General features: G+C 72.0%; 10 protein-coding genes and 2 pseudogenes. 2 read left to right on the forward strand and 10 right to left on the reverse strand.

What is annotated here, in order from left to right; genetic code table 11:
• Nucleotides 1–53 precede the first annotated feature (53 nt).
• From treY to AC0KUR_RS08565, 9 genes and pseudogenes are all read right to left on the reverse strand, one after another.
• Nucleotides 54–2,819, reverse strand: coding sequence for a malto-oligosyltrehalose synthase (gene treY / locus AC0KUR_RS08525; protein ID WP_473375700.1), 2,766 nt, complete (start codon nucleotides 2,817–2,819; stop codon nucleotides 54–56).
• Nucleotides 2,816–5,059 carry a 4-alpha-glucanotransferase gene (gene malQ / locus AC0KUR_RS08530; RefSeq protein WP_473375701.1) on the reverse strand — a complete coding sequence of 748 codons (2,244 nt, stop codon included), beginning with the start codon at nucleotides 5,057–5,059 and terminating at the stop codon, nucleotides 2,816–2,818. The genes treY and malQ overlap by 4 nt, the downstream gene beginning before the upstream one ends.
• Complete coding sequence (gene treZ, locus AC0KUR_RS08535; RefSeq protein WP_473375702.1) at nucleotides 5,056–6,927, reverse strand: malto-oligosyltrehalose trehalohydrolase; 1,872 nt, start codon at nucleotides 6,925–6,927, stop codon at nucleotides 5,056–5,058. The genes malQ and treZ overlap by 4 nt, the downstream gene beginning before the upstream one ends.
• Before the next feature lie 8 nt (nucleotides 6,928–6,935).
• A complete protein-coding gene (gene glgX, locus AC0KUR_RS08540) occupies nucleotides 6,936–9,050 on the reverse strand; it encodes a glycogen debranching protein GlgX (RefSeq protein ID WP_367190694.1) in 2,115 nt (704 codons plus the stop codon).
• Between the two features lie 32 nt (nucleotides 9,051–9,082).
• Nucleotides 9,083–11,290 carry a 1,4-alpha-glucan branching protein GlgB gene (glgB, locus tag AC0KUR_RS08545; protein ID WP_200087169.1) on the reverse strand — a complete coding sequence of 736 codons (2,208 nt, stop codon included), beginning with the start codon at nucleotides 11,288–11,290 and terminating at the stop codon, nucleotides 9,083–9,085.
• Nucleotides 11,287–14,700: a maltose alpha-D-glucosyltransferase gene (gene treS, locus AC0KUR_RS08550; protein ID WP_473375900.1), complete on the reverse strand. Its 3,414-nt coding sequence runs from the start codon at nucleotides 14,698–14,700 to the stop codon at nucleotides 11,287–11,289. The genes glgB and treS overlap by 4 nt, the downstream gene beginning before the upstream one ends.
• Nucleotides 14,700–18,092 carry a maltotransferase domain-containing protein gene (locus AC0KUR_RS08555; protein WP_473375703.1) on the reverse strand — a complete coding sequence of 1,131 codons (3,393 nt, stop codon included), beginning with the start codon at nucleotides 18,090–18,092 and terminating at the stop codon, nucleotides 14,700–14,702. The genes treS and AC0KUR_RS08555 overlap by 1 nt, the downstream gene beginning before the upstream one ends.
• Nucleotides 18,093–18,243: 151 nt before the next feature.
• Entirely contained in the window at nucleotides 18,244–18,732 is a 489-nt protein-coding gene (locus AC0KUR_RS08560; protein WP_034190005.1) for a phage protein NinX family protein, read from the reverse strand.
• Nucleotides 18,618–18,958 (reverse strand): annotated as a pseudogene (locus AC0KUR_RS08565) (endonuclease/exonuclease/phosphatase family protein); the annotation flags it as partial. The gene AC0KUR_RS08560 and the pseudogene AC0KUR_RS08565, both read right to left, overlap by 115 nt.
• A gap of 112 nt (nucleotides 18,959–19,070) precedes the next feature.
• Between AC0KUR_RS08565 and AC0KUR_RS08570 the strand changes: the two are divergent.
• Together AC0KUR_RS08570 and AC0KUR_RS08575 are read left to right on the forward strand one after the other, a co-directional pair.
• Nucleotides 19,071–19,313: a DUF6566 family protein gene (locus AC0KUR_RS08570; protein WP_473375704.1), complete on the forward strand. Its 243-nt coding sequence runs from the start codon at nucleotides 19,071–19,073 to the stop codon at nucleotides 19,311–19,313.
• Nucleotides 19,314–19,339: 26 nt separating this feature from the next.
• Nucleotides 19,340–19,661 (forward strand): annotated as a pseudogene (locus AC0KUR_RS08575) (hypothetical protein); the annotation flags it as partial.
• A gap of 30 nt (nucleotides 19,662–19,691) precedes the next feature.
• Here the strand turns inward: AC0KUR_RS08575 and AC0KUR_RS08580 are convergent.
• Nucleotides 19,692–20,096: a hypothetical protein gene (locus tag AC0KUR_RS08580; protein WP_124608231.1), complete on the reverse strand. Its 405-nt coding sequence runs from the start codon at nucleotides 20,094–20,096 to the stop codon at nucleotides 19,692–19,694.
• Between the last annotated feature and the right edge of the window lies 1 nt (nucleotide 20,097).

Genomic DNA, 20,097 nt, shown 5'->3' on the forward strand with positions numbered 1-20,097 from the left:
TTGACGATCGTGTGCTGCCGGCGCGCGGCACGCGCCGGCAGGGTGGATCGGCTTCAGCGTCCGGCACGCGCCGCAACGAGCACCGCGACCGGCAACCCGCTCAGGCAGCGCTCGAGCGCCAGCACGCCGTCCGTCGCGTCGATCTCGGCGCGCCCGTCGAGCCAGTCCGTCCACGGCCCTTCCATCGCGCGCGGCAGCACGACCGCCGTATCGCCCCACCGCGCGGGTTCCACGCGCGGCAAGCCGGGCGTTTCGCCCAGCAACCGGCACGCGAGCCGCGTCGCGATCACCACCACGGCGGCCGTGTCGTCGCACCGCGCGAACGCGATCGCGTGACGTGCGAGCCTGCCGCGCACGCGCAGCGGTACGTACGCGCCCTCCGCGAAGGTCGCCGGCCAGCGCGCACGCAGCGCGAGCATCCGCTCGACCAGCGCCCGCTTCACGCGCGCATCGGGCCACGCCGGCAGGTACGACGCGACCGGTCCGTCAACGTGCTCGGCCGCCAGCGTGGCGAACGGCACGTCGCGCCGGTTGTCCGGATCGACGAGCGAGTGATCCCAGGATTCGGTGCCTTGGTACAGGTCCGGCACGCCGGGCGACGCGATCCGCAGCGCCGTCTGCGTCAGGCTGTTGACGACACCGGCCGGCGCGATCCGCGCGACGAACGCATGCAGCCGGTGCGCGAAATCGCCGGGGCCGCGCGGCGTCAGGATCGCGCGGACGAACGCGTCGCAGTCCCGTTCGTAGCGCTGCTCGGGCGCCAGCCAGTCGGTATGCCGCTTCGCTTCGCGCAGCGCCTTCGTCTGCCACTGCGCGACGCGTGCGGCGAGCGCGTCGAGACCGGCCGCATCGTCGGGGGCGAGTGCGGGCGGCCAGCAGCCGACGAGCGTCTGATACAGCATCGCCTCGGCGGCCGGCCCCGGCGCCCACGCGAGGTCGCGATGCGCGCGGCCGCGGTGCGGCAGGTTCAGCGCCGACCAGTCGAGCGACACCGCGCGCCACGCATCGGGCAGCTCGCTGAGCACCGCGAGCCGCGCCCGCGCGTCCTCGCCGCGCTTGTGGTCGTGCGTGGCCGTCGCGACGAGCCCGTGCGGCACGGTGCGCGCGCGGCGCCGGTTGCGCGCATGGAACGCGCCGCGCGACAGGCTGAAGTCGCCGGCATCGGCGCCGACCTCGTTGCGCGACAGCAGCCGGCCGTAGCGGTAGTGGGCCGTATCCTCGACGCCTTTCGCGGCGAGTGGCGCGGTGAGCTGCGCGAACGCGATGCGCGCCGCATGGCGCTCGGCCGGCGCCGCGCGCGGCACGCGCACGACCGACAAGCCCAGCCATGCGGCGACCCGGTCGAGCGCGAACCGGTCGGCCGGCTCGACGGCTGCCCGCGCGCTTTCGTAGGCTTGTGCGAGCACGCGGAGATCGGCGTCGGCCAGCCCGTTGCGCGGTGACGGATAGGTGCGGTACACGGGCAGCCGCACCGCGAGTTCGCCAAGTACGCGCTGAATCGCGATCCGGCTGACGTCCCGCGTCGCGGGCGACGCGCGTGCGACGCCGTGCAGCAGCCGCGCGACCCGCGCATGCTCGGCGGCGAGCTGGCGCATCAGCACGCGCCGCTTGCCGTCGAGCACCTCTTGCGCGAACGTGCGCGATGCGCCCGACACGGCGGCCCAGTGCGCGGCGAGCGGCTCGGCGCCGGCGGGGTCGTGCAGCAGCGCGCCGACATCGTTCATGAAGTCGTAGCCGGTCGTGCCGGCGACGGGCCAGTCGGCGGGCAGCGCCTCGCCGGGCGCGAGGATCTTCTCGACGACGACGTACGGCGGTGCCCGACGCTGAGCGGCGAGCCGCGCATCCAGCCGCCGGCAGTACGCCGGCGGATCGGCGAGGCCGTCGACGTGATCGACGCGCAAGCCGTCGACGAGCCCCGCCGCATGCAGGCGCAGCGGCAGCGCATGCACGGCGTCGAATACCGCGTTGTCGTCGACGCGGACGGCCGCGAGCGTCGCGATGTCGAAGAAGCGCCGCCAGTTCAGTTCGTCGGCAGCCGTGCGCCACCACGCGAGCCGGTAGTGCTGGCGTTCGAGCACCTGGTGCAGGCGGATGCGCGAACGCGCGAGGCGCGGGTCGGCCCCGCGCAGCACCGCGTCGAACGCGTGCGGGCCGTGCGCGGCCGCATGATCGCGCAGCGCCGCATGCGCGGCGGCCAGCCGCGCGCTGTCGCGCGCCGGCGCGGTGTCGAAGCGTTCGGCGAGGGCGTTCAGGTCCGCGCGGTTCGCGAGGCGCAGGATCTCCGCATACGTGGCGGCGGACACCGGCAGCCGCCGTCCGGGGCATGCGACGAAGAAACGTCCGGCGGCCGCGTCGACGCCGAGCGTGATGTCGCCGGCTGCGAGCGCGTCGGCATAGGGCACGCCGAGGCACGGCAGCAGCACCTTGCCGTCGAGGTCTGGATCGGGCGGGTGCCAGTCGATATCGAAGTAGTGCGCGTACGGGCTCGCCGGTCCCCATTCGAGCACGTCGTTCCACCAGCCGTTCGACGATCCGCCGACGCCCATGTGGTTCGGCACGATGTCGACGATCACGCCGAGGCCGCGTGCGCGCAGCGCGTCGACGAGCCGGACGAAACCGGCTTCGCCGCCGAGTTCGGGATTGAGCACGCCGTAGTCGACGGTGTCGTAGCCGTGCCGCGAGCCCGGCTCGGCCGTCGCGACCGGCGACAGGTACAGGTGGCTCACGCCGAGCCGCGCGAAGTAGTCGGCGTGCGCGGCGGCGTCGTCGAACGTGAAGCCCGCATGAAGCTGCAGCCGCAGCGTCGCACGCGGTGTCATGCGCCGCGCCTCGGTGAACGGCGCGCGTGTACGATGGCCGCGATGCGTTCGCGCACGTCGGCGTCGACCAGCGTGTCGATCGTGCGCGGCAGCCGCTGCCGCCAGTTCGGATGGCCGCACGGCGGCCCCGGCAGGTTCGGCTGCGCGTCGAGCGCGAGCAGATCCTCGAGCGGCACGATCGCGAGCGGCGACGGGCCGTGCGCGACGTACGCGAGGATCGCGCTCACCGGCGGCGCGGCGGCGGGCGGCACGGCGGTGCCGGCCGGTGCACAGCCGGCTTGCTGCATCGCGTGCCACAGCGCCGCGCGCTCGGTCGCGCGTGCCGCATGCGCGGCGGCGAGGCCGGGGGGCGGGACGGAAGGCGGGGCGGGAGGCAGCAAGGCGTCGCCGCTTTCCGGCGGCTGCACGGTGTCATGCCCGGACGGCGCGCTTTGCACGATCTCGTCGGCATCGTGCGCGCTGGCGTCGTCCGGCGCGGGGGCGGCCACCTCGCCCCTGGCAGGCGCCTCCGTTTCGCTGCGCGCCTTCGCGGCGTCGGCCGCGGCCTGTCGCCACGCCAGGTCGACCCCGCGCCACCAGCCGCCAACGGTCGGCAGATCGTGCGTCGACGTCGTCGCGATGGCGTCGCGGTCCCAGGCGGACGGCGGCCGGAATGCGCCGCCGGCGTCGCGCTCGAACCACAGCACGCGCATGCCCGCGATGCCCTGTGCGCCGAGTCGTTCGCGGAATCCGGCCGGCACGGTGCCGAGATCCTCGCCGATCGCGATCGCGCGATGGCGGGCCGCCTCGAGCGCGACGAGCCGCACGAGATCGTCCAGCGGATAGCGCAGGTAGGCGCCGTCGCGCGGCGAGCCGCCGTCCGGGACGATCCACATCCGCGCGAAGCCGAGCACGTGATCGATGCGGATGCCGCCCGCGTGCGCGAAGGCGGCGCGCAACAGGTCGACGAACGGCGCGAAGCCGTCGGCGCGCAGCGCGGCGGGCGTCCACGTCGTCACGCCCCACGCCTGGCCGGCCGCGTTGAACAGGTCGGGCGGCGCGCCGAGCGACACGCCGCGCAGCAGCGCCGTGCCGTGCGCCCACGCGTCGCTGCCCGCGCGATCGGAGCCGACCGCGAGATCGGCGATCAGCCCCGTCGCCATGCCCGCGCCGCGCGCGGCGTGCTGCGCGTCGCCGAGCGCGCGCGATGCGCACCATTGCAGGAACGTGTGGAACGCGATCGTGTCGGCGTGCTCGTGCGCGAACGCCTCGACTTCCGCCGATCCCGGCGTGCGCCACGGCGCCGGCCACTGCCGCCAGTCCGCGCCGATCCCGTGCTCGATGCAGAACGCCTGCAGCGCATCGAAGCGCGCATGCGCGTCGAGCGCCGCGCCGCCCGCCGCGCGAAACCGCTGGTATGTGTCGCGCGACGGGTCGTTGCCGGCGCGCCACGCGTCGAAGCACGCACGCAGGCGGCGCAGCTTCATCGGCAGCACGCGCGGCCAGTCGATCAGCGGCGCGTCGGCCGGGCCGGCGGGCGCGTGATGCGCGCCATCGGCGCCCGGCACCGCGTCGCAGTCGAGATACGCGACGTTGTGCCAGCGTCGCGACGACGGCGAATACGGGCTGTCGTGCGCGGGAAGGGCCGGATAACCGGCGTGCGTCGGGCTGATTGCGACCGCCTGCGCGCCGTGTCGCGCCACCTGGGCGACCAGCCGCGCGAGGGCCGTGTAGTCGCCCGCGCCGTCGTCGCCGCCGCGGCGCAGGCTGTAGAGCTGGGCCGCGATGCCCCAGCGGCCGCCCGTGTCGTGCGCGTGCGCCAGGGTGTCGAACGGGCGCGCCCGCTGCGGCGCGATCGCGAGCCCGATGCGCTGCTCGCCGATGTCGAGCGCGTGATAGCCGGGCATCGAAAGGGGCGGCAGCAAGCCGTGCTCGCCGGCACCGCCGACGCGGCCGTCGACGTGCCCGCCGGTCTCGAACGAGATCCGGAAGCGCGCGCCGGGCGGCGCGAGCGTCGCGGGCAGGGCGAGCGCCAGCCCGGCGTCGCCGGTCACGAGGCGCGGCGGCGCCGCGTTCCCGTCGGCGAGTGCCGCCGCGCTGTCGACCCGCTGGGACGCGGTGCCGCACGGCCAGCCGAGCGCATCGACGAGCGCGGCGAGCGCGACGTCGTCCACCCGCCGCGCGACGCCGCCGGCGTCGGTCCAGTCGGTTTCGAGGCCGGCCGCGTGTGCGAGTACCGCGATCGAGACGTCGGTCGTCATGATCCTCCCAGTCCGTTCGCGCGGTGATGCCGCGCATCGTGGTTGACCGCGCCGTCGCGCCACGCGATGCAGGCACGTGGCGGCATCCGCAAGTCGCGCAGCCGGTCGCGGGCGCGCGGCGGCGTCTCGAACACGAGCTTGCCGACCGGCAGCGCGGGCAGCACCGCATCGTGCGGGCCGAGGTTCAGCGCGATCGTCAGCGTGCTGCCGTCGCCGAGCCGCCAGCGCGCGACGAGTGCCTGCGGCTCGTCGTCGCCCGCGAGCAGGTCGACGCCGAGCACGTGCGCGCCGGGCAGATGCGGCGCCACGAGCGCCATGCGCACGGCCAGCGCGCTGCGGTAGAAGCGCTGCCAGGCGGCCGCGTCGGCCCAGGAGTCGTCGGGCGGGTGGTGCAGCGACGACCGGACGAAGGTCGCGATGTCGTTCGGATCGGGAATCCGGTCGCGATGCGCGGGATCGGCGAACGCGGGAAACGCTGCGAATTCGCGGCGCCGGCCTTCGCGCACGGCATCGGCAAGCGCGCCGCGATAGTCGGTGAAGAACTGGAACGGCTGCGTGCTGCCGTCGTCCTCGCCCATGAACAGCAGCGGGATCGGCGGCGCGAGCAGCATCAGCGCGGTGACCGCGCGTACCGCGTCGTCGTTCGCGAGCGCGCGCAGGCGTTCGCCGAACGCGCGGTTGCCGATCTGGTCGTGGTTCTGCAGGAACGTGACGAACGCGGTGGGCGGCAGGTGCGCGCTCGGCTCGCCGCGCGCGGCGCCGTCGTGCAACGGCGACGGCTCGCCCTGGTACGCGAACCCTTCGGCGAGCGTGCGGGCGAAATGGCGCAGCGGCGCGTCGGCGTACGCGCGGTAATAACCGTCGCGCTCGCCGGTCAGCAGCACGTGCGCGCTGTTGTGGAAGTCGTCGTTCCACTGCGCGTCGAACCCGCCGGGGCCGAGCAGGCTCGCCGCGTTGCGCTCGTTCTCGAGCACCAGATGGATGTGGCGTGCGTCGCCCGCGTACGCGCGCACGCGGCGCGCGAGCTCACGCAGCCACGCATCGTCGTCGATCGCGTGCGCGGCGTCGATGCGCAAGCCGTCGACGCGAAATTCGTCGAGCCAGTACAGCGCGTTGTCGATGAAGAACGCGCTCGTCTGCGGGCACGAGAAGTCGATCGCCGGCCCCCATGCGGTTTGCCGGTCCGTGCGGAAGAAGGCGGGCGCGTAGCGCGGCAGCAGGTTGCCCTCGGGGCCGAAATGGTTGTACACGACGTCGAGGAACACCTGCAGACCGAGCCCGTGCGCGGTATCGACGAGCGCCTTCAGTTCCTCGGGCCGCCCGTACGACGTGTCGGGCGCGAACGGCAGCACGCCGTCGTAGCCCCAGTTGCGCGCGCCGGGAAACGCGTTGACGGGCATCAGCTCGACCGCGGTAACGCCCAGCGCGGCGATCGACGGCAGCCGCCGTTCGACGCTCGCATAACCGCCGCAGGCGCCGACGTGCAGCTCGTACAGCACCGTCTCGTGCCACGGGCGGCCGCGCCATGCATCGTGGCGCCAACGATAGGCGCCCGGATCGACGACCTGGCTCGGGCCGTCCACGCCGCCGGGCTGGAAGCGCGACGCGGGATCCGGCACGACGAGACCGCCGTCGAGCCGGTAGCGATACAGTGCGCCGGGGCCGCACGGCGCGACTGTCTCGAACCAGCCGTCGCCGACGGGTGTCATCGGGATCACCTGCTCGCTGTCGTCGTGCAGCTCGACGGCGGCCGCGCCGCTCGCGGGCGCCCACAGCCTGAAGCGCGTGTGGCCGGCGTCGAGGCAAGTGGCGCCGAACGACGAGTCGAATGCATGCGTGCCGGACGGGCCGGCGGAACGGGTTGTCATGGCGATCCTCACGAAGGCGGGTCGAGCGGCACGGCCGCGACCGCGATCGCGGCCGCATGCGCGGCGACGTCGAGACCGTCGGCCGGCCAGGTGCGCGGACCGGCGTCGGGCGTGGCCGTATCGACCAGCACGCGATACTCGAGCACCGGTGCGGGCGGCACGAACACGATCGTCTCGGACGACGCGTTCAGCATCACGAGCAGCGCCTCGGTGCGCCCGGTGCGGCCCGTGCCGACCCGCCGCATCGTCAGCGCGCGGCGTTCGCGGTCCTGCCACGCGGGGACGGTCAGCGCGTCGCCGTGCTCGTCGAACCAGCCGATCTCGGCCATCCCCGGCGCGCCGTCGCGATCGCCGGACGGATAGCCCGGCGCCGACATCACCGGGTACATGCGCCGCAGCGCGGCGAGCCGCGACACGAAGCGCATCAGCGTCACGGCTTCGTCGCCGCGCGCGAGATCCCAGTCGAGCCACGACAGTTCGTTGTCCTGGCAGTACGCGTTGTTGTTGCCGTGCTGCGTGCGGCCGAATTCGTCGCCGGCCACCAGCATCGGCGTGCCGAGCGCGGTGAACAGCGTCGCGAGCATCGAGCGCGCGACGCGCGAGCGTACCGCGCGAATCGCCGCATCGTCGGTCGGCCCCTCGACGCCCCAGTTCGCGCTGCAGTTGTCGTCGCGGCCGTCGCGGTTGTCCTCGCCGTTCGCGTCGTTGTGCTTGGCCGAGTACGACACGAGATCGGCGAGCGTGAAGCCGTCGTGCGCGGTGATGAAATTGACCGACGCCCACGTATGGCGCCGATGGTGGTTGAACAGGTCGGCGGAGCCGGCGAGCCGCGCGGCGAGTTCCGGCCGCTGCCCCGCGTCGCCGCGCCAGAAGCGCCGCACGGTGTCGCGAAAGCGGTCGTTCCATTCGGCGAAGCCGGGCGGGTGGCGGCCGAGCTGGTAGCCGCCGGGGCCGAGATCCCACGGTTCGGTGATCAGCTTGCGCTGCGAGAGCACCGGGTCCTGCCGCAACGCGTCGAAGAATCCCGCGCCGGGATCGAAGCCGTGCGCCTCGCGGCCGAGCGTGACGCCGAGATCGAAGCGGAAGCCGTCGATGTTGAACGCGGTGGCCCAGTAGCGCAGCGAGTCCATCACCATCTGCAGCACGCGCGGATGCGACAGGTTCAGCGTGTTGCCGCAGCCCGTCTCGTCGACATGAAACCGCTGGTCGCCCGGCACGAGCCGGTAGTAGCTCGCGTTGTCGAGGCCGCGCCACGACAGCGTCGGGCCGAGCTGGTTGCCTTCGGCGGTGTGGTTGTAGACGACGTCGAGCACGACCTCGATGCCGGCCGCATGCAACTGGCGGATCGCGATGCGCATCTCGTCGAGCCGCCGCGTCGCGAGATACGCGGGCTCCGGCGCGAAGAACGCGGCCGTGTCGTAGCCCCAGTAGTTGCGCAGCCCGCGGTTCACGAGCGCGCGCTGCTGCAGGAACGCGTGGATCGGCAGCAGTTCGACCGTCGTCACGCCGATCGACAGCAGATGATCGACGAACGCCGGATGCGCGAACGCCGAAAACGTGCCGCGCTCGGGCACGCGCAACCCGGCGCGCCGCATCGACGCGCCGCGCACGTGCGTCTCGTAGATCACGGTGTTGCGCCATGGCACGCGCGGGCGCCGGTCGGTGCTCCAGTCGAATGCCTCGTCCACCACCACGCATTTCGGCATCGCGGGCGCCGAATCGCGGCGGTCCAGCGACAGGTCCGCGCGGTTCGAATGCACACGATAGCCGAACAGCGCGTCCGACCAGCGGAACTGGCCGACCAGCTTGCGTGCGTACGGGTCGAGCAGCAGCTTGGTCGGGTTGAAGCGGTGACCATGCTGCGGCTGGTACGGGCCGTCCGCGCGAAACCCGTACACGGTGCCCGGATGGGCGTTGGGCAGGTAGCCGTGCCACACCTCGTCGGTGCATTCGGGCAGGTCGAGGCGCGCGAGTTCCTTGCGGCCGGTCGGATCGAACACGCACAGCTGGATGCGCTGCGCGTGGGCGGAAAATACCGCAAAGTTGGTCCCGAGGCCGTCCCAGGTCGCACCGAGCGGATAGGCGCGGCCGGCTTCGAGGCGGGCGGGCAGGGCGGTCGGCATGGGGCGAATCTCCGAGTCGAGGGAGCGGGAAATCACGCGGGGGTCAGCCACAGCGTCGCGAGCGGCGGCAAGCGCAGGGTCGCGGACCACGCCTCGCCATGGGCGGGCACGGCCTCGGCCCACACGGCGCCGTCGTTGCCGGCGTTGGTGCCGCCGTACGGCGCGGCATCGGTGTTCATCAGTTCGCGCCAGTGGCCGGGGGCGGGCAGCCCGAGGCGGTAGCCGGCGCGCGGCACGGGCGTGAAGTTGCAGACGGCGACCACCAGGTGCCCGGCGTCGTCGCGGCGCGCGAACGCGAACACGCTGTTGTCGCGGTCGTCGCCGATCAGCCAGGCGAAGCCGGCCGCGTGGCAGTCGAGCGCATGCAGCGCCGGTTCGGCGGCGTAGGTCCGGTTCAGGTCGCGCACGAGCCGCTGCACGCCGCGATGGGCCGGCGCGTCGAGCAGGTCCCAGTGCGGCGTCGCATCGTGCGCGAACTCCGCCCATTGCGCGAATTCGCTGCCCATGAACAGCAGCTTCTTGCCCGGATGCGCCCACATGAAGCCGAAGTACGCGCGCAGCGTGGCGAGCCGCTGCCACGCGTCGCCCGGCATCTTCGCGACGAGCGAGCCCTTGCCGTGCACGACCTCGTCGTGCGACAGCGGCAGCACGAAGCGCTCCGAGAACGCGTAGACGAGCCCGAACGTCATCCGGTCGTGGTGATGGCGGCGGTGGATCGGGTCTTCGTGCAGGTACGCGAGCGTGTCGTGCATCCACCCCATGTTCCATTTGAAGTCGAAGCCGAGCCCGCCGTCGCGCGTCGGCGCGGTGACGCCCGGCCACGCGGTCGATTCCTCCGCGATGGTGACGACGCCGCCCGGCGCGGCCGCGCCGTGCAGCGTGTCGTTCAACTGGCGCAGGAACGCGACCGATTCGAGGTTCTCGCGGCCGCCGTACCGGTTCGGCACCCATTCGCCTTCCTTGCGCGAATAGTCGCGGTACAGCATCGACGCGACCGCGTCGACGCGGATGCCGTCGACGTGGTAGCGGCGCGCCCACGCGAGCGCCGACGCGACGAGGAACGCGCCGACTTCGGCACGCCCGACGTTGAACACGCAGGTGTGCCAGTCGGGATGCAGCCCTTCGCGCGGATCGGCATGCTCGTACAGCGCGCTGCCGTCGAACTGCGCGAGGCCGTGCGGATCGTCCGGGAAGTGCGCGGGCACCCAGTCGACGATCACGCCGATGCCGGCCGCGTGCGCGCGGTCGACGAACCGCGCGAAGCCGTCGACCGGCCCGAAGCGCGCGGACGGCGCGAACTGCGCGAGCGGCTGGTAGCCCCACGATCCGCCGAACGGGTATTCGGCGATCGGCATGAATTCGACGTGCGTGAAGCCCATCCCCTGCACGTAAGGAATCAGCCGCTCGGCGAGCTCGTCCCACGTCGCGCTGCGATTCATCTCCTCGGGCACGCGCTGCCACGACTCCGGATGCACCTCGTAGATCGACCACGGCACGCGGTAGCGGTCGGCGCGCGGCCGCGCGTGCATCCAGCCGTCGTCGTGCCACGCGAATGCGTCGAGCGCCGCGACGTCGGCGACGACGGACGCCGTGCGCGGCGGCGCTTCGGTCGCGCGCGCGCACGGATCGGCCTTGTGCGGCAGCACGCGCCCGTCGGCCGCGCGCAGCTCGTACTTGTAGCACTCGCCCGCGCCGATGCCGGGCACGAACAGCTCCCACACGCCCGACGGCCGGCGCAGCCGCATCGGATGGCGGCGGCCGTCCCACGCGTTGAAGTCGCCGACCACCGACACACGCTGCGCGTTGGGCGCCCAGACCGCGAAGCGCACGCCGTCGGTGCCGTCGATCCGTGCGGGCGTCGCGCCGAGGCAGTCGAGCACGGCGGCTGGGTCGCCGGACGAAAGGCGCGCCAGTGCGGCCTCGTCGAGCAGCGTGCCGAACGCGTACGCGTCGTCGATCACCTGCCGCGCGTCCGGCCAGTCGATCGCGAGCCGGTAATGAGTCGCGCCGCCGTTGCGTGCGATGGTTCCCGCGAAGCAGCCTGCGCGATCGACGCACGCGAGCGTCGCGAGTTCGTCGCCGTCCGGCGCCAGCGCACGCACGCGTTCGGCGCCGGGCAGCAGCGCGCGCACGACGGTCCGGCCGGCCTGCCCGTGCGGGCCGAGGCACGCGAACGGATCGGGATGGCGGCCGGCGAGCAGCGCATCGATATCGGTGCGGTCGAACAACGTATCGGTCATCGCGTGTCTCCGTCGTCGTCGGGCGGGCCGCCGTCGCCGAGCAGGCGTTCGACGAGCGCCGCGAGCCCGCCGACCGGCACGCTCAGCCAGTCCGGCCGGTTCGCGGCTTCGTAGCACAGCTCGTACGACGCCTTGTCGATCAGGAACAGCGCGAGCAGGCGGTCGGCATAGCGCGGATCGACGAAGCGTGCGGGAGCGAGATCGGCGGCCGCGCGATAGCAGTCGACGAAGCGGTCGGCGGCCGCCTGTCCGAAGCGGTCGAACAGCGCACGCTTGCGGCCGGCCGCCTGCGGCGGCGCCTTCTCGATCGCGAACTGCGCGGTCGCGCTCACGTACGACAGCGAACGCAGCAGGCCGGCGACGTCGCGCAGCGGATGCGATTTCGCGCGGCGGTGCCCGAGCGGACGCGCCGGTTCGCCCTCGAAGTCGATCAGCAGCGCGTCGCCCTGGACGTCGAGCACCTGGCCGAGATGGAAATCGCCGTGAATCCGCAGGCATTGCGCGTCGAGCGTGCGCGGCACGAGGTCGCCGAGCGCCTGCACCGCGGCGTCGCGCGACGCGAGCAGCGTGTCGGCCGTCGCGCGCATCGCGGGGTCGAGCGTATCGAGCCGCGTGCGCAGCACGTCGAGCGCGCGCTCGAACGACGCGATCGCGTCCGCGCACCAGCCGTCGACGTGGTCGGGCGTGGCATGCTCCGGTGCGAACGCGGGGTCGCCGGACGGCTGCGCGAGCGCGACGTGCAACTGGCCGAGCCGCGTGCCGATGATGCCCGCGAACGCCGCGTAGCCGAGCAGCGCATCGGGTGCTTCGTCCGCGTCGGCCGTTTCTTCGTCGTCCGCGGCCGGCAGCGCGAGTTCGTCGACCGCCCGCCGCAGGAAGTCGAACGACCGTGTCCACGCGTCGCCCTGGTTGTCGACGTAGCGTTGCAGGATCGCGACCGTGTGCGGCGTGCCGTCCGGATCGACGTGCACGACTTCGCCCGCGAGCGTCGCGGTGTTCGCATAGCCGATGCGCGTCAGATGCCGGCTCATTTCCGCTTCCGGGTGGATGCCGTGCGCGACCTTGCGCACCAGCTTCAGCACGATCGCGTCGCCGATCACGAGCGAGCTGTTGCTCTGCTCGGCCGCGAGCCAGCGGATGTCCGCGTCGTCGCCGGGATCGAGCGCCGCGAGCGCCTCCTCCGGCAGGAACGCGAGCCGGCCACCGTCGGCGGTCGGCACCGTCGCGCCGTCGCGCAGCTTGCGCAGCATCCCGCGCGCGAACGCCGGCAGCGCGAACGCATCGGTCAGGTACCCGACCGTATGGCCGCGCCGCACGCGCGCCAGTGCCAACTGCGCGAACAGCGGCTGCGAGGTCTCGCCGCCCCATGCGGTGGCGAGCGGCACGACGTAGCGTTCGACGCCGCCGTCGCTGGCCGACACCCACGCCTCCGCATACTGGAACGGCTCGTCCGGCATCGGCGTGACGACATTCAGCCACGCGTCGCCGATCGCGCGATCCTTCGACGCGAACCAGCGCCGCCGCGCGAGCCAGGACGCGAGCGCGTCGTGCGCGAGCGCGTGCAGCTGCGCGACGTCCGGCCGCGTTTCGCCGCGCCGCATCACGAGCGTCACGTATTCGGGCAGCGGCTCCGCGTGCGGCTGCCGCCACGACGGTTCGCGGCCGTGCTCGGCGAGCACGAACCACAGGAACCCGTACGGCGGAAAGGTGAGGAGATATGGGAGCTGACCGATCGGCGGAAACGGCGAATCGGACGTCATCTCGATCGGCACGCGGCCCGCGAATTCGGACAGGTCGAGCTCGACGGCCTGCGACGCGCGCGACAGGTTGGCGACGCACAGCACCGGCTCGTGGCCGTCCAGCTCGCGCAGGTACGCGAGCACCTTGCGGTTTTCCGGCCGCAGGAAGCGGATCGTGCCGCGCCCGAACGCCTGCGAGGCGCGGCGGGTCGCGAGAATGCGCCGCGTCCAGTTCAGCAGCGAATGCGGGTCGCGCGTCTGCGCCTCGACGTTGATCGCGTCGTAGCCGTACAGCGAGCCCATGACCGGCGGCAGCACGAGCAGCTCGGGGTCGGCGCGCGAGAAGCCGCCGTTGCGGTCCGACGACCATTGCATCGGCGTGCGCACGCCGTCGCGGTCGCCGAGGTGGATGTTGTCGCCCATCCCGAGCTCGTCGCCGTAGTAGATCACCGGCGTGCCGGGCATCGACAGCAGCAGCGAGTTGATCAGCTCGATGCGGCGCCGGTCGCGCTCCATCAGCGGCGCGAGCCGGCGCCGGATGCCGAGGTTCAGCCGCGCGCGCCGGTCGCTCGCATAGGTCTGCCACAGCAGGTCGCGCTCCGAATCGGTGACCATCTCGAGCGTCAGTTCGTCGTGGTTGCGCAGGAACACGGCCCACTGGTTGCTCGGCGCGAGCGCCGGCGTCTGTCGCATGATGTCGACGATCGGGAAGCGGTCCTCGCTCGCGATCGACATGTAGATGCGCGGCATCAGCGGAAAGTGGAACGCCATGTGGCATTCGTCCTCGTTGCCGAAATACTCCTGCACGTCCTCCGGCCACTGGTTCGCTTCCGCAAGCAGCATCCGGTTCGGGTATTCGGCGTCGATCGTCGCGCGGATCCGCTTCAGGATCGCGTGCGTCTCGGGCAGGTTCTCGTTGTTCGTGCCTTCGCGCTCGACCAGGTACGGCACCGCGTCGAGCCGCAGCCCGTCGATGCCGAGGTCGAGCCAGAAGCGCATCACCTGGATCACTTCGCGCACCACGGCCGGGTTGTCGAAGTTCAGGTCGGGCTGGTGCGAGTAGAAGCGATGCCAGTAGTACTGGCCGGCCACCGGGTCGTGCGTCCAGTTCGACGTTTCGGTGTCGAGGAAGATGATCCGCGTGCCCGCGTATTTCGTGTCGGTGTCGGACCACACGTAGTAGTCGCGATGCGCGGAGCCCGGCTTCGCGCGGCGCGCGCGCTGGAACCACGGATGCTGATCCGACGTGTGGTTGATCACGAGCTCGGCGATCACGCGAATGCCGCGCGCATGCGCTTCGCGGATGAAGCGCCGCACGTCGGCGAGCGTGCCGTAGTCGGGATGCACGTCGCGGTAGTCGGCGATGTCGTAGCCGTCGTCGCGGCGCGGCGACGGGTAGAACGGCAGCAGCCAGATCGTGTCGACGCCCAGTTCGGCGATGTAGTCGAGCTTCGCGATCAGGCCGGGGAAATCGCCGATGCCGTCGTTGTTCGAGTCGTAGAACGACTTCACGTGCACCTGGTAGATGATCGCGTCCTTGTACCACAGCGGATCGTCCGTGCAGAGCGCGGGGGCGCGGCGGCGCGCGCGACGCCGGCGCGGCGTGCCGGCCGGCGCGAGCGACGGGAATTGCGCGCGGCGCACGTCGTCGAGGGAATCTTCGCGTTTCATCATCCATGGGCTCCCGAGGAGGGGCGGGCGACGTCCGGTGCGGGCGCCGCCGCCCGCGCGGCGTCCGGCGACGGCGCGAGCCGCCAGATTGCGTAGGGCCGCACGTGCGGATCGAGCGACACGTACTGGCGATGCCCGCGCCACGTTTGCGCGTGGGCGGCATCCTGTTCGAGCGCGTCGAGCGGTTCGCCCTCGGCGAGCCCGAAACCGCGCCACAGCGCGGCGTCGAGCGTGAAGTTCGCGGCCTGCGGATGCCACGGGTCGAGGCTGATCGCGACGACGACCACGCTGTCGAACGCCGGCGTCGCCTTCACGAACACGAGCACGTTGTCGTTGTCCGCCTCGACGAATGCGAGGCCCAGATGCGTCTGCAGCGCCGGGTGATCGCGCCGCGCACGGTTCAGCCGCGCGATTTCCGTGCCGATGTGCGCGGCCTTGCTCCAGTCGCGCGCGCGCAGTTCGTACTTCTCGGCGTTCGCGTATTCCTCGCTGTCCGGCAGCGGCGCCGACTCGCCGAGTTCGAAGCCCGAGTACATGCCCCACGAACCGGCCAGCGTCGCCGCGAGCGCCGCGCGGATCACGAACTGCGCGCGCGGCGCGTTCTGCAGGTGGCGCGGGTTGATGTCGGGCGTGTTGACGAAGAAGTTCGGCCGGAAGAATTCGCGCGCGGGGCCGGCCGTCAGCTCGGTCAGGTAGTCGATGAAGTCGCGCTTCGATTCGCGCCACGTGAAGTACGTGTACGACTGCGAGAAGCCGACCTTCGCGAGCCGGTACATCATTCCCGGCCGCGTGAACGCCTCGGACAGGAACACGACGTCCGGATGCCGGCCGCGCACGTCGCCGATCATCCATGCCCAGAACGGCAGCGGCTTCGTGTGCGGGTTGTCGACGCGAAAGATCCGCACGCCCGCGTCGACCCAGAACAGCACCGCGTCGCGCAGCGCGAGCCACAGGGCCGGGAGCGCATCCGGTGCATAGAAATCGGGGTTCACGATGTCCTGGTAGCGCTTCGGCGGATTCTCCGCGAAGCGCAGCGACCCGTCGGGGCGCCACGCGAACCAGCCGGGATGCTCGGCGAGCCACGGGTGATCGGGCGAGCACTGGATCGCGAAATCGAGCGCGATCTCGAGCCCGTGGACGCGCGCGGCATCGACCAGCGCGCGAAACGACGCGAGCGTGCCGAGCCGCGGATGCACGGCCGTGTGGCCGCCGTCGGGCGAGCCGATCGCATACGGGCTGCCGACGTCGTCGGGGCCGGCGCTCAGGCTATTGTTGCGCCCCTTGCGCGCGGTCGTGCCGATCGGATGGATCGGCGGGAAGTACAGCACGTCGAAGCCCATGTCGCGGATGCGCGGCAAGTGCGCGCGTACGTCGTCGAACGTGCCGTGCCGCCGCGGATCGTCGCTCGCCGAACGCGGAAACATCTCGTACCAGCTCGAAAAGCGTGCCTTGCGGCGTTCGACGTCGACCGGGTAGGCGGTGTCGTCGTGCGTGGCGAACGGGCGGTAGCGCAGCGCCGCGAACGCGTCGGCGAGCGGCGGCGCGGCGAGCAGCGCGCGTCGCGCATCGGGCGGCGCGTCCTTGAACTCGGCGACGAGGCGCTCCATCCGCGCGCGGGCGCGCGGGTCGACCGGATCGGCGAGCTTGAGCGCGGTCGCGAGCAGCAACTGCGCCTCGCGCAGTTCGAGCGTCACGTCCTGGCCGGCCGCGTGCTTCTTGGCGACGTCGTCGACGAGCGACGCCCAGTCGTCGCGCCAGGCGATCACGCGGAATTCATGCCGGCCGAGCCGGTCGAGCGCGACGCGCGCATGCCAGCGGTCGTTCGGCCCGGCTTCGAACGGGACTTCTCGCCACGCGTCGTCGCCGTCGGCGCGCCACTGGAGCGCGGCCGCGAGATGCGCGTGGCCGTCGGTGAAGATCGACGCATGGACGACGAGCGACTCGCCGATCACGCGCTTGACCGCGAAGCGGCCGTCGTCGACCGACGGCTCGACGCGCTCGATCGCGATCCGGTCGGCCGCGAGCGCGGCCGACAACGCTTCGCGCTCGCGCGCGGCATCGGGGCGCGTCGTGACGGCGGGCGCCGGCCACGCGTGCAGCAACGCGTAGGCGCCGGGTTCGAGCGTCAACGGTGCGAGCGCGGCAGGCGGCTGCGTGTGCGCGCCCGCCTGCGTGGCGACACGCGTGAAGCCGCCGGGCACGCCGGGCAGGATCGTCGCGGGGTCGACCGTCGCCCGTGCGTCGAGAGCGGGATTCAGCGCGATCAGCAGCGCCGCGTCGTCGTGTTCGAGCGACGGGCCGGTGCCGCGCAGCAGCACCGTCGCGGCCGCGCCGGGCGCGCTCAGTTGCGCGATCTCGCCGCGGGCCGCCGCGACGGGCGTCGCCCGCCGCCAAGCGTTCGCATCGGCGATCGCGCCCGACAGGTCGAAGCGCCCGTGCTCGAACGCGGCGCGGTAGCGCCCGGCGTCGGCATCGCGCGCCATCAGCGGCACCGCGACGCCGCGCTCGAAGCCCATCGGCACCAGCCAGCCGGTGCCGACGGCCGCGGCCGTCCACAGCGCGCGGCGATATGCGCGGGCGACGGTGTCGTCCGGCGCGTCGGGCCGGTCGTCGGCGAGACGCGGGCCGTCCAGCGCGTCAGGGAACGCGATCGGCGAGCCGATGCGCCGCAGCAGCCGGTGCTCGTCCGCGAACCACGGCGCGTGCAGGTCCCACCAGCGCACCGACGAAAACACCGCGTCGAATCCGGCCGCCTCGAGCTGCGCGAGCGCGTCGCGCGCATGGCCGGGCACGCCCGCGAGCACCGCGACGTCGGGGCGGGCGCGGCGCAGCGCCGCGCGCCAGCCCGGCCACCAGTCGGCCGGCAGGTGATGCGGCGCGTCGATGAGGAAGCCGGCCGCGCCCGCATCGGCGAAGGTGGCGAGGTGCGCGCACCACCAGGCGGCCAGCGCGTCGCGTACCGCTTCGTCGCCGCTGTTCGCGTGCGCGATATCGAGCGCATGCGCGGTGCCGCGCGGGTCGATCAGCGCATCGTCGTGCGTGCGTTCGACGTACCAGTCCGGATGCTCGGCGCGCAGCGGGTTGTCGCGCGCGATGCGGTCCGGCACGACTTCGAGCAGCAGGCGCAGCCCGTGGCCGTGCGCGAGCTGGGCGAGCCGCGAGAAGGTTTCGAGCGCGCTCGCGCGTGTCGCGAAGGCCTGCGTCGGCCGCCGGTAATCGGCCACGTGGCGCGGAAAGCCCGCGACGCTCGCGGCCCAGAACGCGCCGACGAGCACGTGATCGAAACCCATGCCCGCGATATGCGCGAACGTCCGCGACCACGCGTCGAGCGGCCCGACGAGGCGGGCGTCGCAGAAATAGAGGTGCGGAGCAAAAGTCGGCGTGGAGTCCATGGCGTGGCGCGGGGCGGGTGGCGGTCGGTGACGCCGGTGCGCCGCAACACGCGTGCCCGCCCCGCGGTTTCCCGGCGGGCAAGGCGGGTGCGCGAAGCCGGCCGGCGCCGGGACTGTCGTTTTTACATGACCGCAGGGAAGGCGCATGCACTTACATACGCGGGATCGAACGGATATCGGTGCTGTCGCCGCTGCCGCGATCGTCATCCGCGGCGGGTAACGGCACGCCGGGGTCATAGCGCACCACGGTGCCGTGTTCGATGCGATGCGCGAACGGCGGCGGGGCGTCGACGTCGTCGCCGAAGCGTGCGCGCACGAACGCGCGCAGCAGCGCCACGCGCGCGTCGCGGCCGTGCGCGCCGCAGGTCGATGGCCCGTCGACGAAGGTTGCGTCGCATTCCACGTCGTCGCCGTGGCGGGCGATCCGCAGGTCGTCGACGCGATCGAGCACCGTGCCCGCGTCGGCCCACGAGGTCGACGGCGCGAACGGCGCGTCGAGGTGCCGGAACGCGTCGCAGGCGGCCGTCACGACGACGGTCGGCGCGACGGCCGTGAAGCGCAGGGTGTCTTCGTCGTCCGCGCACAGCGCGCGGGCGCACCAGTAATCGAGATCCTTGCCGTCGAGGGCGTCGGTTTGCATGGGTCGCTCCGCCGAATCGAAAAAGGGCTCAGCGCGCAAGCAACGTGCCCGTTGCGGGGGGCGTGCGCATCCGCGCCACCAGCGGGTAGTGGTCGGACGCATGCCGCGCCCGCGCGCTGCGATGCACGACCACGTCGACCAGCAGCTCGCCCGGGTGGATCCAGATCCGGTCCAGCGAGAACACCGGGCACACGGTCGGGAATGTGCGCGGCGCCGGCGCGCGCCGTCACCGCGTGGATGACCGGGCATGAAGCTTGCGCGCAAGTCCCGACGGGTGCGCGGCGATCATGTGGCGCGCATTTCTTGATCGATATCGCAGAGAAGGGCAGGAGGCCACCGTGCAACATCCACAGGACGCACAGGTTCGCGACCCGTATCGCGGTCACGAGATCCTCGTCTGGGCGCGGCGCGATGAAAACGGCGCATGGCGCGACGAGGTGCAGGTATATGTCGGCGGCGCACGCATCGAGAGGGTCGCGCCGGAACCGGCCGGCCCGGAATGGCTGACCGAGCTCGAGGCGCTGCGCGCGGGCGTCGAGCGCGGCCGCTACCTGATCGACAAGCGTGTGGACGACGACTGACCGGCGGCGCTTGCGACGTCGTGCGCCGCGAGGGGATCCGCGGCGCGGACGCGATGAACATCGACGGCAAGAACGGCCTCGCATGCCTGACCCACATGCGGACGCTGCCGCGCGCGAGCGTGCTGCGGCGGTTGCAGGGGCTGCCGGTGGTGCGCGGCTGCTGCAGGCGTACCGCCCCATTGCCGATTCGCGTGATCTCGCGACGGCCGGTTCGACAACCTCGAGGATCCATACCGGCCGTTCCGCTGCCGGGCGATCATGAACTGTACGGACGTATGCCCGAAGGGGCTGAATCCGACCCGGGCGATTTCGGAGATCCGGACGATGCCGGTCAGGCGGACGGTGTGACGCGCGACGTCTGAATGCTTGCGTTCGAACTCATGAAAATAATGCGATCAGTCGTTGCAGAAAAGGTATTCGCGCCGTCCATCTGTCCATCCTGGAAGGCGGCATGGCGATGAAGCGCAATGGAGACGATTTCGATTGGTCGTAGTAGAAAATATTGTCGTCGCCGTACTCCAGTTCCCGAGGAACGGCATCGTTGATCGTGCGTACTGCAAAATACCGCTCCGCCAGCACATCCCCCGCCGGTCCTATCACTTGGAGCCGAATTTCGTCACCGTCACCAAAAGAGCGACGTGCCCCACACAGCTCGATTTTGTATTTTTCGCCACTGAACTCTTTTGTTCCTCCGTTAAGAGCCTGAGTATAGCTTTTGCAACCCTCATATGATTTTCGCAACGTAAGCGACGAAATCGCCAACGCCGAAACGAGCGAGAGCACG

This window comes from Burkholderia sp. YHN3-13 (genome assembly GCF_055810675.1).

Excerpts from the sequence above, each read along its gene's own strand:
- treY (WP_473375700.1), bottom strand. The coding sequence starts at position 2,819 with ATGACACCGCGTGCGACGCTGCGGCTGCAGCTTCATGCGGGCTTCACG.
- malQ (WP_473375701.1), bottom strand. The coding sequence starts at position 5,059 with ATGACGACCGACGTCTCGATCGCGGTACTCGCACACGCGGCCGGCCTC.
- treZ (WP_473375702.1), bottom strand. The coding sequence starts at position 6,927 with ATGACAACCCGTTCCGCCGGCCCGTCCGGCACGCATGCATTCGACTCG.
- glgX (WP_367190694.1), bottom strand. The coding sequence starts at position 9,050 with ATGCCGACCGCCCTGCCCGCCCGCCTCGAAGCCGGCCGCGCCTATCCG.
- glgB (WP_200087169.1), bottom strand. The coding sequence starts at position 11,290 with ATGACCGATACGTTGTTCGACCGCACCGATATCGATGCGCTGCTCGCC.
- treS (WP_473375900.1), bottom strand. The coding sequence starts at position 14,700 with ATGAAACGCGAAGATTCCCTCGACGACGTGCGCCGCGCGCAATTCCCG.
- AC0KUR_RS08555 (WP_473375703.1), bottom strand. The coding sequence starts at position 18,092 with ATGGACTCCACGCCGACTTTTGCTCCGCACCTCTATTTCTGCGACGCC.
- AC0KUR_RS08560 (WP_034190005.1), bottom strand. The coding sequence starts at position 18,732 with ATGCAAACCGACGCCCTCGACGGCAAGGATCTCGATTACTGGTGCGCC.